This window comes from Affinundibacterium seohonense (assembly GCF_014284305.1).
Lineage (GTDB): Bacteria > Pseudomonadota > Gammaproteobacteria > Burkholderiales > Burkholderiaceae_D > Undibacterium > Undibacterium seohonense.
The window spans coordinates 37,906-53,775 of sequence record NZ_JACOFW010000012.1 but is presented as its reverse complement, the minus strand read 5'-3'; the positions used below and the strand labels follow the sequence as shown (position 1 = coordinate 53,775).

The 15,870-nt window shown below is 45.2% G+C and carries 18 protein-coding genes; 4 read left to right on the top strand and 14 right to left on the bottom strand.

Annotation, left to right across the window (positions count from 1 at the left end; translation table 11 throughout):
• Positions 1-392: 392 nt before the first annotated feature.
• The 3 genes from H8K52_RS21975 to ccoS are packed head-to-tail and all read left to right on the top strand — an operon-like array spanning position 393 to position 3,108.
• Positions 393-638 carry a heavy metal translocating P-type ATPase metal-binding domain-containing protein gene (locus H8K52_RS21975; protein WP_425507535.1) on the top strand — a complete coding sequence of 82 codons (246 nt, stop codon included), beginning with the start codon at positions 393-395 and terminating at the stop codon, positions 636-638.
• Positions 638-2,923 carry a heavy metal translocating P-type ATPase gene (locus tag H8K52_RS11800; protein ID WP_222613764.1) on the top strand — a complete coding sequence of 762 codons (2,286 nt, stop codon included), beginning with the start codon at positions 638-640 and terminating at the stop codon, positions 2,921-2,923. Before H8K52_RS21975 ends, H8K52_RS11800 begins: the two co-directional genes overlap by 1 nt.
• Before the next feature lie 41 nt (positions 2,924-2,964).
• Complete coding sequence (gene ccoS / locus H8K52_RS11795; protein ID WP_186923106.1) at positions 2,965-3,108, top strand: cbb3-type cytochrome oxidase assembly protein CcoS; 144 nt, start codon at positions 2,965-2,967, stop codon at positions 3,106-3,108.
• A gap of 5 nt (positions 3,109-3,113) precedes the next feature.
• Here the strand turns inward: ccoS and mnmH are convergent, their stop codons facing one another.
• Positions 3,114-4,184: a tRNA 2-selenouridine(34) synthase MnmH gene (mnmH, locus tag H8K52_RS11790; protein WP_186923105.1), complete on the bottom strand. Its 1,071-nt coding sequence runs from the start codon at positions 4,182-4,184 to the stop codon at positions 3,114-3,116.
• Between the two features lie 7 nt (positions 4,185-4,191).
• The gene (locus tag H8K52_RS11785; protein WP_246464473.1) at positions 4,192-4,848 is read right to left on the bottom strand and encodes an arylesterase; all 657 of its coding nucleotides are present in this window, start codon (positions 4,846-4,848) and stop codon (positions 4,192-4,194) included.
• On the opposite strand from H8K52_RS11785, the gene H8K52_RS11780 reads away from it, so the two are divergent.
• Positions 4,847-5,533, top strand: coding sequence for an ABC transporter ATP-binding protein (locus H8K52_RS11780; protein ID WP_186923104.1), 687 nt, complete (start codon positions 4,847-4,849; stop codon positions 5,531-5,533). The genes H8K52_RS11785 and H8K52_RS11780 overlap by 2 nt on opposite strands.
• 50 nt (positions 5,534-5,583) lie before the next feature.
• Here H8K52_RS11780 and H8K52_RS11775 read toward each other — a convergent pair whose 3' ends face one another.
• From H8K52_RS11775 to iscR, 12 genes are all read right to left on the bottom strand, one after another.
• Entirely contained in the window at positions 5,584-6,381 is a 798-nt protein-coding gene (locus tag H8K52_RS11775; RefSeq protein ID WP_186923103.1) for a porin family protein, read from the bottom strand.
• A 15-nt stretch (positions 6,382-6,396) separates the two neighbouring features.
• Complete coding sequence (locus H8K52_RS11770) at positions 6,397-6,966, bottom strand: DUF4337 domain-containing protein (protein WP_186923102.1); 570 nt, start codon at positions 6,964-6,966, stop codon at positions 6,397-6,399.
• A 7-nt stretch (positions 6,967-6,973) separates the two neighbouring features.
• Entirely contained in the window at positions 6,974-7,468 is a 495-nt protein-coding gene (locus H8K52_RS11765) for a dihydrofolate reductase (protein ID WP_186923101.1), read from the bottom strand.
• A gap of 20 nt (positions 7,469-7,488) precedes the next feature.
• Entirely contained in the window at positions 7,489-8,283 is a 795-nt protein-coding gene (locus H8K52_RS11760; RefSeq protein ID WP_186923100.1) for a thymidylate synthase, read from the bottom strand.
• Between the two features lie 96 nt (positions 8,284-8,379).
• The gene (locus H8K52_RS11755; protein ID WP_186923099.1) at positions 8,380-9,987 is read right to left on the bottom strand and encodes a sensor histidine kinase; all 1,608 of its coding nucleotides are present in this window, start codon (positions 9,985-9,987) and stop codon (positions 8,380-8,382) included.
• A 277-nt stretch (positions 9,988-10,264) separates the two neighbouring features.
• The gene (gene fdx, locus H8K52_RS11750) at positions 10,265-10,603 is read right to left on the bottom strand and encodes an ISC system 2Fe-2S type ferredoxin (protein ID WP_186923098.1); all 339 of its coding nucleotides are present in this window, start codon (positions 10,601-10,603) and stop codon (positions 10,265-10,267) included.
• 57 nt (positions 10,604-10,660) lie between these two features.
• Positions 10,661-12,526 carry a Fe-S protein assembly chaperone HscA gene (gene hscA, locus H8K52_RS11745; RefSeq protein WP_186923097.1) on the bottom strand — a complete coding sequence of 622 codons (1,866 nt, stop codon included), beginning with the start codon at positions 12,524-12,526 and terminating at the stop codon, positions 10,661-10,663.
• 138 nt (positions 12,527-12,664) lie between these two features.
• A complete protein-coding gene (hscB, locus tag H8K52_RS11740; RefSeq protein ID WP_186923166.1) occupies positions 12,665-13,168 on the bottom strand; it encodes a Fe-S protein assembly co-chaperone HscB in 504 nt (167 codons plus the stop codon).
• Between the two features lie 23 nt (positions 13,169-13,191).
• Positions 13,192-13,515 (bottom strand): iron-sulfur cluster assembly protein IscA, encoded by a 324-nt coding sequence (gene iscA, locus H8K52_RS11735; RefSeq protein WP_186889176.1) that lies wholly within the window; start codon positions 13,513-13,515, stop codon positions 13,192-13,194.
• Positions 13,516-13,564: 49 nt separating this feature from the next.
• On the bottom strand, positions 13,565-13,951 hold the full coding sequence (iscU, locus tag H8K52_RS11730) for a Fe-S cluster assembly scaffold IscU (RefSeq protein WP_186923096.1): 387 nt from the start codon (positions 13,949-13,951) through the stop codon (positions 13,565-13,567).
• Positions 13,952-13,976: 25 nt separating this feature from the next.
• On the bottom strand, positions 13,977-15,194 hold the full coding sequence (locus H8K52_RS11725) for an IscS subfamily cysteine desulfurase (RefSeq protein WP_281387952.1): 1,218 nt from the start codon (positions 15,192-15,194) through the stop codon (positions 13,977-13,979).
• A gap of 81 nt (positions 15,195-15,275) precedes the next feature.
• Entirely contained in the window at positions 15,276-15,758 is a 483-nt protein-coding gene (gene iscR, locus H8K52_RS11720) for a Fe-S cluster assembly transcriptional regulator IscR (protein ID WP_186923094.1), read from the bottom strand.
• Positions 15,759-15,870 lie beyond the last annotated feature (112 nt).

Sequence of the window (15,870 nt, the reverse complement as noted above, 5' to 3'; positions counted from 1 at the left end):
AATTGTCTTTCTATTGCGCTGTGACTCGTCTATATTGAAGCTGTAACTGGTTCAAACGAGGAGGTCAATATACATAAATATTTTTGTATTTCAGACGAATGGCATTTGAGCTCCGGTGTAGTTTCTTTACCGGTTATGTGCGAAGTAGAAGGTCGATTTTGTACGTTAGTTATCATGAATGCGAAGAAATCACCGAGTGAATCTTCCTCGGTTTAGAGGCTTCTAATAAGCCCCAATGCGATAAAAACGATGGCTGATTGCCATCGTTTTTCATTTGTGCTTTGCGAACAAATGATTTGTTGGTTTTAATGAATTTGCTTGCGTCAAATCAATAAAAAAAGTCTGTTGTCCGTTATCATGCGTAGAATAATCGTTTGCACTTTCATTACTCTATGCAATTAGCGCTCTCCCAATTTTATGGCAACCATATTTCGCGTTTTTTTAATCGCGAGAAATGTCTGTGCTTTCATTGTGGTGAACGTATGCGTAAAGAAGGCGCGTTGACTACAGTGTTTCAACATCAATCGCAGCCTGTGTGTTGCCACGGTTGTCTTGCCGTACTAAATGCCATCGAAAAAAATGGTTTGGTTGATGAATATTTACAATCGAAACACGTAGATCAAGGAAGTGCACTTTGATGACAACGGCCAACGTGCAGCCGTCTGCAAATGAATCGCCTGACACCGTAGAACGATTGCAAACCGAGACATTAAGTGTTGCTGGCATCCGTTGTTCTGCTTGCATTCAATTAATTGAATTTCGGGTTTCACAATTGTCTGGCGTCAATTCGTTTCGAATTAATCCTATCTCACAAAAAGCCCAACTTAGTTGGCAGCCAGATCGTTTGAGTTTAAAGAAAATTATTCAATCAATCGTTGAACTTGGTTATGCCGCATTTCCGGCGAATCAATCTTTAAGTGAGTATCAGGCAAAGGAAAAGAAGACAGCACTGTGGCGTTTGTTTGTCGCTGGTTTCGCGATGATGCAGGTGATGATGTATGCGTTTCCGGCTTATTTGGTTCCTGTGCCGGAGATTGACGGCGATTTGCCGCCTGACCTTGATCGTCTGTTAAAAATCGCCAGCTTGGTAATTACTATTCCTGTTATTGGCTTTTCTTCGTTGCCGTTTTTTCGAGGCGCGATTCGTGATTTGAAGCAGCGCTATATTGGTATGGATGTACCGGTTTCCTTAGGCATATTGCTGACTTTTTTTGCCAGCTGTTGGGCAACTTTCTTCGGTGGCGCGGTGTATTTTGATTCAGCAATCATGTTTGTTTTTTTATTGTTGGGAGCTCGTTTTATTGAGGACAACGTAAAACGAAAAACATCTGCCGCGCTCTCCGTGCTAACTCAGATTCATCCTACCATTGCCCAGAAATTAGTGGCTTATCCATCGCGTGAACAACTCATTTCCTGTCGCGCAGATGAAATTTCGGTTGGTGACTATTTATTGGTTCCCGCCGGTCAACAAGTTCCTTGTGATGGTGAAGTGGTAGAAGGCAGTAGTGAGTGTGATGAGGCCTTAATGACTGGTGAAGCAAAACCTGTTCACAAAAAAATGGGTGATCAATTGATCGCTGGGGCAGTGAATTTGCATAGCGCTGTCGTGATGCGTGCGACACAGGTTGGTAATCAAACGCAATTAGCGACTTTGATTGCCATGATGGAATCGGCGACTTTGGAAAAGCCACGTTTAGTTGCGCTCGCCGATAAACATGCTAGCCGATTTTTATTCGCAATTTTATTGATCGCGATTTTGTCGGGTATCGTTTGGGCTTTTATTGACGCCGAGCGTGCCCTTTGGATTGCGATCAGTGTCATTGTAGTCACTTGTCCTTGCGCCCTTTCTTTGGCAACGCCAGGCGTGATGTCGGCGGCAATTGGTCAATTAGCGAAGTTTGGTATGTTGCTTACTAAAGGTTCTGCGATCGAAAACCTGGCAAATCTAACGCACGTGGTTTTTGATAAGACCGGCACCTTAACCTACGGCAAATTGAAAGTGTTAAAAGCCGTCTATTTGAATTTGGATCAAACAGAAAACGACGATATTAATAGACAAAAGAAAGTTATTGCCATCATCGCGGGTATGTCCTTGCATCCAGCCTCTAGGGCAATCGCAGAGAGTTTTATTGATCCGCAATTGGCACCTATTTTTACAAGTAACGAAGTGGTTTTGATGAGTAGCCATGAACTTGCCGGTGCCGGTGTTGAGGCCACGATTGGAGCTCAAACTTATCGTTTAGGTCGTCTTGATTACGTGAAAGATTTGAATCAAAGCGATTGGCAAATACCGACTGAATATCGCAGTAAGTCTGTCTCAGTGTTTGGTGATCAGCAGAACATATTGGCTTACTTTGTGATGGAGGATAGCTTGCGCGAAGAATCAATTCGGGCTGTGCGGGAATTGCAAGATCTGGGTAAAACCGTCATTCTCTTGTCCGGTGACAGGCAAGAGGTCGTAGCGGAAGTTGCGACCCAATGTGGTATCGCCGAATTTAGAGCGGAGCTAAAGCCCGTCCAGAAGTATGCATATATTCTTCAACTGCAGCAGCAAGGGGCAATCGTCGCCATGGTTGGCGATGGTATGAATGATGGTCCCGCATTGTCTTTGGCAAATGTGTCGGTTGCCATGGGGCAGGGAGCGCCAATCTCTCAGACGCGTAGTGATTGCCTATTGATGTCGAATCGCTTAAGTGATTTCAGTTTTAGTGTGGAGTTGGCAAAAAAGGCCTATCGTTTGATACGCCAGAATTTGGCTTGGGCATTGCTTTATAATGTGATCGCGATTCCGGCAGCCGTTTTAGGTTACTTAGCGCCTTGGCATGCGGCGCTGGGAATGTCCGTTAGCTCTCTGCTTGTGGTTGTGAATGGTCTGCGACTATTAAACTTGAAGCCGGTCGACTACGATTTGTCAATTCCCTAAATTTCGGTTTCTATTTGACCTTACATTGCAAAGTTAAATGCATGGATATTCTGTACTTGCTGGTTCCTCTCAGTGTGATTCTAGTGTTTGCGATTGGTGTCATTTTTTGGTGGGCATTAAATCATCGTCAGTTTGAGGAACTAGATGAAGTTGGACAAAGTATTATCGATGACAAAGATGCTTAGTTAATTTATTCAGCCAGCTCGTCGTGAATAATTTGCTTCGCAAGCACTTCGTATGCGTTGTCTGTGATGTTTTCAATTGTGTATGATTTTGCCTGCGCAATTAAAGCGAAATTGCGGGCGATTGCTTTTTGATATGCTGGGTCATAATGCTTTTGCAGCAGTTGCTCGATCAGTTCATTGACCTGTTTGTTTTTTGCAAGTTCCGACCAGATATGGATTTGTTCTTTTCCATGAAGATCGGTCAGGCACGATAGTTGTTCGCTCAAGAGAGCGGTGTCATCAATGAAATGGCGATAGTCATCACTAAGTAGGGCAATACGATTTGTCAATGAGAGTTGTAGTTGAATGCAGGACGATCGCCGCATTTTTTCCATCATCGCGTCTGGCACCCTTAAATTCCCCACCTTCTTGCTTTCCGCTTCGACGTAAACCGGTCTATTGAAATCAAAGTGGCTCAGATGTTGCCAAATCGCGGTTTCAAAAGATTTTTGTGATGGCTGTCTATTGTTGGGTAGCTTCCCAAGTACTGAGCCACGATGATGTGCGAGTTCCTCCAAGTCGATGACTTGCGCGCCTTGCGAGCGTAATTGTTGCAGTAAGCGGCTTTTGCCAGTGCCAGTCTCTCCACATAACACCACCCATTTGGCTTGCGCTGATAATTCGGGCAGCTGTTGATTTACGAAGCGTCGGAAAGCTTTGTAGCCACCATCCAATTGAATCGCATGCCAGCCAATTTTTGCCAAAATGTGTGTCATTGAGCCGCTGCGATTACCACCACGCCAGCAGTAAATCAGCGGTTTCCATTCTTTTGGTTTATCGAGAAAAAGTTGCTCAATGTGTTTGCCGATATTTTTGGCAACCAAGGCAGCACCAAGTTTCTTCGCTTCAAATGGACTGACTTGCTTGTACATCGTGCCAACAGTGATTCTTTCCTCATTATCCAGAACTGGACAATTGATGGCACCAGGAATGTGGTCCTCTGCGAATTCGTCAGGGCTGCGAACATCAATGACACAATCGAAAGCGGAAAGGGACGGATAGGCTAGTTCAAAACTGATTAGACGCGAAGTACTCAAAATATGCTCATCTTCTTAATAATTTTTGTAATGGACCCCAAACATTTTCCAGCATGACAGGATGTGCTTCCGCGGTTAAATGAATGCGGTCGGGTTGGAAGAGTTCCGGCTTGTCAGCCACACCTTTTAGGAAAAATGGCACAAGTGCTGATTGCGTTTCTTTGGCTAATTTGGCGTACATAGAAAAAAACTTATCCGTGTAGGCTTTGCCGTAGTTAGGTGGAATTTGCATCGCGACTAACAAGGGCTTCGCTTTGCTGTCTTTGGTCATGTTGAGCATTTCGCGAAAGTTTTGTTCCGATACGTTCAGATCCAATCCACGTAGAGCATCGTTGCCACCCAACTCGATGATTACAATAGTGGGTTGATGGATTTTTAGTAATGCAGCCAAACGAGCTTTGCCGCCACTACTGGTTTCCCCACTGATGCTCGCATTGATGACACGCATGTCTATTTTTTTGCTTTCCAGCTTTTTTTCCAGCAAAGCGACCCAACCTGTCCCACGTGTGAGGCCATATTCTGCCGACAGGCTATCGCCAAGCACGAGTATAGTTTTTGATGCAGAATGGGCATAGCCTGAGGCTAGCAAAAAATAGAGTACGATAAACAGTGCGCTGAAGATGTTCAGTGTTTTCTTAAAATTTAAAAGCATAAAATTCAACATGAGCCTTTCTGATCAAAGCAATATTCCAGCAATACATGTGAAAAATCTAAGCAAGCGGGTTGCTGATGCCACTGGCGAGCTCACTATTCTACATAATATCGAATTTACGGTGGCAGCGGGGGAGACTCTGGCAATTGTTGGCGCTTCTGGATCCGGTAAATCGACTTTGCTTGGTATCTTGGCCGGTTTGGATACCCCGACAGAAGGTACTGTAGAGCTGGGAGGCGTCGATATTTTTGCATTAGATGAAGATGGTAGGGCATTGCTGCGAAAGAACCAGCTCGGGTTCGTGTTCCAATCCTTTCAGTTGTTGATGCATTTGAACGCACTCGAAAATGTCATGCTTCCGCTTGAATTGCGCGGTGACAAGGAAGCGAAACAAAAGGCGGAACAGATGCTAGCCAAAGTTGGTTTGTCTAGTCGCTTAAAACACTATCCTAAATACTTGTCGGGCGGCGAACAACAGCGGGTTGCCCTCGCGCGTGCGTTCGTCACAGAGCCTCCATTATTGTTTGCCGATGAACCGACAGGCAGCCTAGATGCCGCCACAGGCGAGTCGGTGATTCAGCTCATGTTTGAACTTAATCGCGAGCGCGGTTCGAGTCTGGTATTAGTAACGCACGATTTGTCGATCGCTGCACGTTGTGGGCGTACCATATCAATTGCTGCAGGTCGATTGATCTAGTGTAATAAGGGAAGTACGACAAAATGGCTCAATTTACCGAGCCATTTTTTTTAGAATCGATAGGTCGCAACCGAGAAAATTGTGACCGGTGTTCGTTGTGTCATGAACGGATTTTTCGCAGATGAATTGAGCATATGACGTGCGCTAATTCCGGTAGATAAAGACCAATTAGTATCAATATTCCAGTTCCAGTTTGTACCAATTCGTAATTCCGTTCGATTGAACTGATTTCCCCTTACTGATAAATAATTTTGTGACTGTTGCCAGTCAAAAGCGGTGAGCGCATTTTTTGTACTGTTGGAAGGACTGTTCCAATTCACACTAAAGACAGCAGTCAAATTGTGACGTTTTCCGAAAATCTTATTTGCTTTCGCTCCAATACTGAGTTGCGTGCCACGCTCATTGCGACTGCTATATCGAATCGACGAATTCAAAGAATAAACAGGATTAACGCGATAATTTAGAAAGGCTGCTGTCGATAAATTCGATGTAAGTTGTTGATTCGTGGAGATACTCAAGGGATCAGAATTGAATGACTCAGTTGTGCGCTCTGTGCTGAAATCGAGGCCGTAGTCTAGCTTACCTGTTGGTGAAAAATGAAGCTTGGTGGAATTTAACTGGCGAATTTGTAAGCCGCGTTTTTCCTGTTTTCCAGGAATGTATCCCATATCAAATGGCGAGCTTAGATTGAGGCTTTGAGTTCGACTAAGACTCAATGAGGGAGTCTGATATGAATAATTTAATTTGTTGGCGCTGGTGAATTGCTCAGAACTAAAATCTTGCGCCAAAACAGGTAGGCTCGCGACGGCGAACGTAGCAGAAATAACCATGCAAGCAATTTTATTCATGATGCTAAATCCTCTTTAAATATGCAGCCAAGCTAAAGCAGCGATACCCAGACCAGCGGTTGCTACGCCATATGAAGCGTATTCTAGCCATTTCTTTTTCGTTAATAAGGCAATCGCCGCTAATGAGATGGCAATTTGTACTGCGGTCATAGATTGCGCCCAACGATGATGTTGGTGTAAGGCTGCTTCCGACAACTTTTCTAATTCTACTACCTGTTTCTCAAATGCCTCGGCTTCTTTCTTGATGACTTCTTTCTCTTTTTTGTAACGTTCTATGTCTAACTTGTATTTTTCACCATCGACACCTGGAATAGACAAGGCTAGTTCCGCTAAGTTCTGCTTATTTGATTTCGATTGATAATGACTCCAGCTATTGGCAGCATCCGTCTTTGTGATCGCGGCACTGTTTTTTAACATGGCAGATTGATTTTGTGTTGCGCCGCCTTCGTAACCGATCAAGGCACCAACGGTCGCCATAATCGCAGTCATGACCGCAATTTTGCTGGAAAAATCATCATTGCTGTGTGCTGCATGCTCAAGTTCATGGTCATGTGGTCCGTGAACGTGGAATCCGTGTCCTGACATTTTCGCCCTATTTTCTTATGTAATTAACAATTGCGTAGTGTAACTGATTCGATTCTGCTACGAAATACTCTCGACTCTTTTCTTGCCAAACCGTTGGATCTATTTCGGGAAAAAATGCATCACACTGATATATCTGTTGGATTTCTGTCACAATCAGTTCCTGTGCAAACGCTAAAGCTTGCCGATAAATTTCCGCGCCACCGATCACAAAAGCGGCTTTGTCTGCAACCAAGTCTAAGGCATCTTGTATCGAGGTGACTGCTTCAACGCCTGAATGAGACCAGTCCTCATTTCGGGTAATGACGATATTTTGGCGATTTGGTAATGGGCGGCCGATGGAGTCAAAGGTTTTTCTTCCCATCACAATTGGATGACCAGAAGTGGTGCGTTTGAAGTGCGCTAAGTCTTCGGGCAAATGCCAAGGCAGTTGATTATTAATCCCGATGCCATGATTTTTATCGGTCGCAACAATGATGCTGATGTGTGATGCTGATTCAGACATATTTTAATGTAAGTATGTTTTTATACCGCAACAGGGGCTTTGATATGTGGATGGAACTCATAATTTTCAATGACAAAGTCTTCGAATTTGTAGTCAAAAATAGAGTCGGGCTTGCGCGAAATTTTTAGAGTTGGCAAAGGAAAAGTGCTGCGCAAAAGTTGTTCTTTGACTTGGTCTAGATGGTTGCTATACAAGTGGCAATCGCCACCAGTCCAAATGAAATCACCAACTTCAAGACCTGTTTGTTGCGCCACCATATGGGTCAATAAAGCGTACGAGGCAATATTGAAAGGCACGCCTAAAAAGATATCTGCACTGCGTTGATATAGTTGACAGGACAGCTTTCCATCGGCCACATAGAATTGAAAGAAAGCATGGCAAGGCGGCAATTTCATCTGAGGAATTTCTGCCACATTCCACGCAGACACGATCAAGCGACGCGAATCTGGATTGGTTTTGATTTGCTCGATCAATTGGCTAATTTGATCGATATGACCACCGTCAGGTAACGGCCAACTACGCCATTGTGAACCATATACCGGACCTAGGTCACCATTTTCATCTGCCCAATCATCCCAAATGGATACCCCATTTTCTTTGAGGTAGCCAATATTGGTCGAGCCCGCCAGAAACCAGATTAGTTCATGAATGATAGAGCGCAGATGTAATTTTTTTGTTGTCACCAAAGGAAATCCTTGGCTTAGATCGAACCGCATTTGATAGCCAAAAACAGAAAGAGTACCAGTGCCAGTACGATCGGTTTTGACAATGCCATGATCTTGTACATGACGCATGAAGTCGAGATATTGTTGCATATGCGGTGCTTTAGCTGAGGGGGGTGATGAAGCACAATGCCTTGTCGTTTGAAGCGACAAGGCATTGAATTAGGTGCAGGCTATAGTATAGCAGGCTCAGACATCAATAATTTGTCCAGAGTGTTCTGTGCTACCTGGAGCGACTAAGGGAATTGTCATTTCAAAACGAGCGCCATGATTAGGTTCGCTGGTGACTTTAATTTCACCACCAAGAACATTCGTAATAATATTGAAAGTGATACTTAGTCCCAAGCCGCTGCCACCTTTACCAAATTTGGTCGTGAAAAACGGCTCGAAGATGCGCTTAATAATATTCGGAGGAATACCCTTACCTGAGTCTTCAAAAACGATTAAGACATGGTCATTTTGGCGTCGTGCCATACAACGCATGTAGCCCTGACTCATGCCATCTAAGCCGTGCACCACCGCATTATTGACCAGATTGCTAAAAACCTGTCCAAGTGGGCCTGGATAACTGTCGAGTTCAATATCATCCGGAATATCTAGTTCTAAGTTGAATGGTGTTTTGCGTAAGCTAGAATGAAGCAAGGCCGCCAATTCTTGGAATACCACAACCAGAGTAAATTTCCTGCGCTGCGCGCTGGATTGATCTACCGCGACCTGTTTAAAGTCGCCAACCAGTTGTGCTGCTTGTTGTAAGCCGCGCATCAGTAATTTGCTTGATTCCGTTGCTGCGTCAATATAATGGGATAATTCAGAGCGACGCATATTCCCTTCAGTCATGGCTTTACTAATCTGACGAGTTTCATCGCTCAAGGTGCTGGCAACTAACAAGCAATTGCCTAAAGGTGTGTTAAGTTCGTGCGCGACACCAGCAACCATAGAACCTAAAGCTGCCATTCGTTCAATGCGGGCCAATTCATTTTGAGCACTGTTGACGCTAGCAAGCGCGGCTTCCAAGTGATGATTTGCGTTTTCTAATTCTTGCGTACGCTGGCGTACTTTTGATTCCAGCGTGCCAGAGTATTCCAATAGTTGCTGATTCTTAATCTCTAGCTCATTGAAGGATCGCTGCAGTGCTTGTCGTGTTGCTTCTAGGCTGACTGCGAGGTGACCAATTTCATCCTTGCGATCAAAGGAGATGACCTCGTTGAGTTCACCATTAGCAAGTAAATCTGACTTTTCAATCAAATCTTTAATTGGTTGAACAAGACGCCATTGCAATACGATGTAAATGCAAATAACTGATAGCAGGAAAGACGTTGCCGTCACAAAAATTGCGCGATAAAAGTTATCTTTAATTTCTCTGCGCATAATTTCTTCGGTGAAGGTCAGTTGGACCTCACCAATGACTTGTTCGCCGTGAGAAATTTGACGGGATTCGGTTCTGAATGTCCCCTGTTGTGTATCTTTTCGGGAATTGGTGATGAAAGTTTTCTTGTCGGGCAGTGTTATGACGTGAATCTCGGACACATTCGGGTTAGAGAAAACCACTTCGCTCGACAGTTTGGCGATTTCAGGCGTGATCTGCCACACAGGTTCGCTCAAGATGACAGCAAGAATTGCTGCTGAACGCAGGTGGTCATCTTCCAGTTTTTTTAGGCTATCCGCTTCGATGGTTCGAAGCTGGATCGGAATCAATACGAGAGAGGTAACGAGTAGGCCGAAAAAAACCGCAAGAACAACCGCGAGGCGTAAGGTAATGCGACTAAAAATGGAAGCAATTAAAGACGGTGGCTTCATTACTTATGCTCCTTCTTTTTTTTCCATTGGCTCAGTCGCATACGTCGTCTTTCGGTGCACAATGACTTAGACAATCAATCTGCTAAGACCTGTGTTAGTTATTGGAAGGCGGGCTTGATCTTCGTTTATACAAAGCAATTATTTCTGATGGTAGAAGGTTTTAACAATTTGCACAAGTAAGACTGTTAAACTTGTGCAAATTCTATTCAATGGCAGGGTAAAAACATACAGATTTGAGACTAATTCTTCGAATAGTGAAAATTTATTAATGCGTGAATTAGTGATTTTCGCGTGCGTGATTAATTGTGTACTTTGGAATTTCGATCGTAATGTCTTGCTCGCCCAATTTGACTTGGCAAGACAAGCGTGAAGTCGCCTCTAAACCCCAAGCAGCATCGAGTAAGTCTTCTTCGTCATCGGTAGACTCATTGAGTGAATTGAACCCCTGGCGTACGACGATATGGCAGGTGGTGCATGCGCAAGACATTTCACAAGCATGTTCGATTTCAACCTCATTTTCGACCAAGGCCTCGCACAAAGACTTTCCTTCTTCGACTTCGATTGTTTTGCCGGAAGGACAAAGTTGAGGGTGCGGTAATATCGTAATTTTTGGCATGATGGTTTCTTCTTTAGATTTTTTAATTTTTGCTTTGCAATATGGGGCTAGTCTAGTCTATTCAAATTCATTCAGATTCTTACCAGCGAGTGCACTACGCACACTTTGATCCATGCGTCGAGCGGCAAATTCTTCAGTGCCATCGGCCAGTGCTGTGATCGACGCCTTGATCGCGTCATGGTCATCACCTTGTTTTGTGGTGCGTAAATTCGTAGTCAATATCTCGATTTTTTGCAATTCTTCAGGGCTTAACAATTGCCTATCACTCGCTAACGCGGATTCAATCGCCAGCAACAATCGGTCAGCTTCGACTTGTTCTTCGCGCAAAGCACGTGCTTGCATATCCGCCTCTGAAGAGCCGAATGAGTCTTGCAGCATGCGCGCAATGTCGTCATCGGCTAAACCATAAGACGGCTTAACCACGATTGACGCTTCCACGCCCGAGCGCATTTCGCGCGCCGAAACAGACAGCAAACCATCTGCATCAACTTGATAAGTAATGCGGATGCGTGCCGCACCAGCGGCCATTGGCGGAATGCCACGCAACTCAAATTTTGCTAGGGAGCGGCAATCGCTGACGAGCTCGCGCTCACCTTGCACAACGTGAATTGCGAGTGCGGTTTGACCATCTTTGAAGGTCGTGAATTCCTGCGCGCGAGCGCAGGGAATGGTGGAATTTCGGGGAATGACCTTTTCGGACAAGCCACCCATGGTTTCTATACCCAGCGACAAAGGAATGACATCTAACAACAGCCAATCATCACCTGCGGCGCGATTGCCTGCTAACAGGTTGGCTTGAATAGCGGCGCCGAGCGCAACGACTTTATCAGGATCGATATTAGCCAGAGGTGTGGTTTCAAAGAATTCGCCAACCGCTTTGCGCACATGCGGCATGCGGGTCGCGCCACCAACCAAGACAACCCCATCAATATCATCAACGGATAACTTGGCATCGCGTAGCACTTTGCGGCAAGGGGTGATGGTCTTAATGACGAGATTCTCAGTAATTTCGGTAAAGATATTCTTGGTGATTTGCAGATGAACGACATCACCACTCGACAACTTTGCATCGATGTAAGTCGAAAGTTGCGTTGAGAGAATTTCCTTGGCTTCACGCGCTTTGACCATGAGTACGCGGGTATCGGCGTCATTCAATAAAGACAGACCAGCCTCCTGCAAAATCCAGCAGAATAAGCGATGATCAAAATCGTCACCACCAAGAGCAGAATCGCCACCCGTTGATAACACTTCGAACACACCTTTACTCATACGCAAAATGGAAATGTCGAAAGTGCCACCACCTAAATCATAGACCGCATACACACCTTCGGATCCATTGTCTAGGCCATAGGCAATCGCCGCAGCAGTCGGCTCATTCAATAGCCGTAAGACATTTAATCCCGCTAATTTGGCAGCATCTTTGGTGGCTTGACGTTGTGCGTCGTCGAAGTAAGCTGGGACGGTAATCACGGCACCGACTAAGTCGTCACCTAAGGCGTCTTCCGCTTGTTGGCGTAATGTCGCTAAAATTTGTGCTGAGACTTCAACTGGGCTTTTGATGCCAGCGACGGTTTTCAATTGCACCATGCCTGGCTCATCATGAAAATCGTAAGGCAGGTTTTCAGCATGCGGGATATCTTTTAGCCCGCGCCCCATAAATCGTTTAACGGAGACGATGGTGTTTTTCGGATCAGTCGTTTGTTCGGCTTGGGCTTTGAAACCGATGTGTGCATGACCATTCGGTAAATATCTAACCACCGACGGTAATAATGAGCGGCCTTCTTCATCGTTGAGAATTTCAGGAATACTATTGCGTACCGTGGCAACTAAGGAATTGGTCGTTCCCAAATCAATGCCAACCGCTAAGCGATGTTGGTGCGGGGCAGTGGACATGCCAGGTTCTGAAATTTGCAGTAATGCCATAATCTTGTCGTGAGGAAGACGCTAAATGTCGTCGGTTTTGGTAAATCTAAATTCTGCTTGTCTGCGCCGAAACCATGAAAACATCAATTTGGCGCCATTCGAATTTAGCAGTGCGTTTTAGAGTGCTTGCTAGATTTTTTATTCGTCAAAAACAGCAATGTCAGCTAGAAATTTTTCCAAAAACAGACAAGCGCGAATCTCTTGCGCCGCGGTTTGAAAATCAGCTTTTGAAATTGCATTACCTGCATTCGCTGTTTGGGTTTTCAAGCCAGCCTGAACCTCTTTTTCAAGCTGCATCATGGCTTTCATGTCTTTACCGTGTCGCGCATCGTCGAAGGCTTCACGCCATTCCATCTGCTGCATCAAAAAACTGACGGGCATGCTGGTATTTGATTCAGTTTGCAAGTCAACGCCATTCAAATTGCATAAATAAGTCGCACGTTTTAATGGATCTTTCAGCGTTTGATAGGCTTCGTTGGCTTGTGTCGCCCACTGCATGGCGACACGTTTTTCTGCGTCGCCAGCTTGTACAAACTTGTCTGGATGCACGCGCGATTGCACTTCGCGATATGCGGTATCGAGTTGCGAACGATCAAGCTCGAATTGCATAGGCAAATGAAACAAAGCGAAGTGATTCTGCATCGTCATCGTCAGGCTACCTTAGATTAAATTCGGAAGCTCTCGCCACAGCCACATTCGTCTTTGACGTTAGGGTTGTAGAATTTAAAGCCTTCGTTCAAGCCTTCACGTGCGAAGTCCAGTTCTGTGCCATCAATATAAGGCAGGCTCTTCGGATCGACGAACACTTTCACACCGTGGGTTTCGAAGATTTGATCTTCGTTACCGACTTCGTCTACATATTCCAATTTATACGCCATACCCGAGCAACCCGTAGTACGGACGCCGAAACGCAAGCCTATGCCTTTGCCGCGACGCTCCATATAACGGATGACGTGTTTTGCTGCTTTTTCTGTCAGAGTAATCGCCATGATCTATCCAAATTGCGCTAAAACTGCGCGAAAAATAAGTTGAATAAAATTATTCAGCGCTATGCTTGTTTTTGTAATCAAGTACTGCTGCTTTGATCGCATCTTCTGCCAAAATAGAACAGTGGATTTTGACTGGTGGCAACGCCAATTCTTCAGCGATTTCCGTGTTCTTGATACTCATCGCTTGGTCTAAAGTTTTACCTTTAACCCACTCTGTTACCAGAGAGGATGAAGCGATTGCAGAACCGCAACCATAAGTTTTGAACTTGGCGTCTTGAATTACGCCATCCGCGCCAACTTTGATTTGCAATTTCATGACGTCGCCGCATGCTGGTGCGCCGACCATGCCAGTACCGACAGTGTCATCACCTTTTTCAAATGCGCCAACGTTACGTGGATTCTCGTAGTGATCCAATACTTTTTCTGAATATGCCATGATGTTTCCCTCTTAAATTAGTTAATTAATGCGCAGCCCATTGAATTGTAGAAATGTCGATACCGTCTTTGTACATATCCCATAATGGCGACAATTCGCGCAATTTGCCGACTTTGGATTTCAAGAGTTCAATGGTGAAATCAATGTCTTCTTCTGTTGTAAAGCGACCGATGGTAAAACGAATCGAGCTATGGGCTAATTCATCGCTGCGACCCAGAGCACGTAAAACGTAGGATGGTTCCAAACTGGCAGACGTACAAGCTGAGCCTGAGGATACCGCGATGTCTTTAATCGCCATGATCAAGGATTCGCCTTCAACATAGTTGAAACTCACGTTCAAATTATGTGGAACGCGGTGATCCATGTCGCCGTTGATGTAAGTCTCTTCGATTTCGCTCAAGCCTTTTGCCAAACGATCACGCATGGCGCGAACGTGTGCTAATTCGCTAGCCATTTCTTCTTTCGCAATACGGAAGGCTTCGCCCATGCCGGCGATTTGATGCGGTGCCAATGTGCCAGAACGCAAACCGCGCTCATGACCGCCACCGTGCATTTGCGCTTCTAAACGTACGCGTGGTTTGCGACGAACATACAAAGCACCCACGCCTTTTGGACCATAGGATTTATGGGCAGAGAAGGAGACTAAATCGACTTTTACTTTTTCCAAATCAATTTCGACTTTGCCTGTTGCTTGTGCTGCGTCAGAATGGAAAATGATGCCTTTTTCACGGCACAGTTCACCGATCTCAGCGATCGGTTGAATCACGCCAATTTCGTTATTTACCCACATCACAGACACTAAAATCGTATCAGGACGGATGGCTTCTTTTAATTGCTCGATGGTGATTAAGCCATTGTCTTGTGGCTGCAAGTAAGTCGCTTCAAAGCCTTGACGCTCTAATTCACGTACGGTGTCTAATACTGCTTTGTGTTCAGTCTTAACGGTAATGATGTGTTTACCTTTGCCTTTGTAAAACTGTGCGGCACCTTTTAATGCAAGGTTATTACTTTCTGTCGCGCCAGAGGTCCAGATGATTTCACGAGAATCAGCATTCACCAAAGCGGCAACGTGACCGCGTGCCGCTTCGACTGCTGCTTCGGCATCCCAGCCATAGGCGTGACTGCGTGACGCTGGATTGCCATATTGCGCGCGTAAATAAGGAATCATTACGTCGGCAACGCGCGGATCAACTGGGGTCGTCGCTGAGTAATCCATGTAAATCGGAAAATGCGGTGCTTTCAGCGTGTCGATCAAAGCTTTTGTCAATGGTACGGATACGTGAGTAGATGCGGTAGTTGCGGCAGTCATTCAAAACTCCAAATTTTAGGAAATAGTGCGTTCGGCGTGTCCGTGGCGAACGATAACAATAGGTTTATCTTGGGCTTTTTGTTTTTGTTGGTTGACCAAGTCTTGCAGAGAAACAGAGTCTAAATAATCGACCATTTTGGCGTTTAAAGTCGCCCATAAATCATGTGTCATGCAATGGATGCCATTGTCATGATCACCGCCATGGCAATTACCTTTGCTGCCACATTGAGTCGCATCGAGTGGTTCGTCGACCGCGATAATAATGTCCGCCACAGTCACATTTTGCGCTTTGCGGGCGAGATTGTAACCACCGCCTGGGCCACGCACGGATTCGACGATTTCATGGCGACGCAGTTTGCCGAATAATTGTTCCAGATAAGACAAGGAAATATCCTGGCGTTGGCTAATGCCTGCCAGCGTGACCGGTCCATTGTCTTGACGTAAGGCAAGATCGATCATGGCTGTCACAGCAAATCGGCCTTTAGTGGTTAGACGCATGAGTCAATACTCCAAACTTGTTTAGTGATGCTTGGCGAAAGTCATGAATAAACTTTAATCCCGAGCATTTGACTCAAGTATAGCAAAGTTGAGTAATCTTGTCAGGTACTGC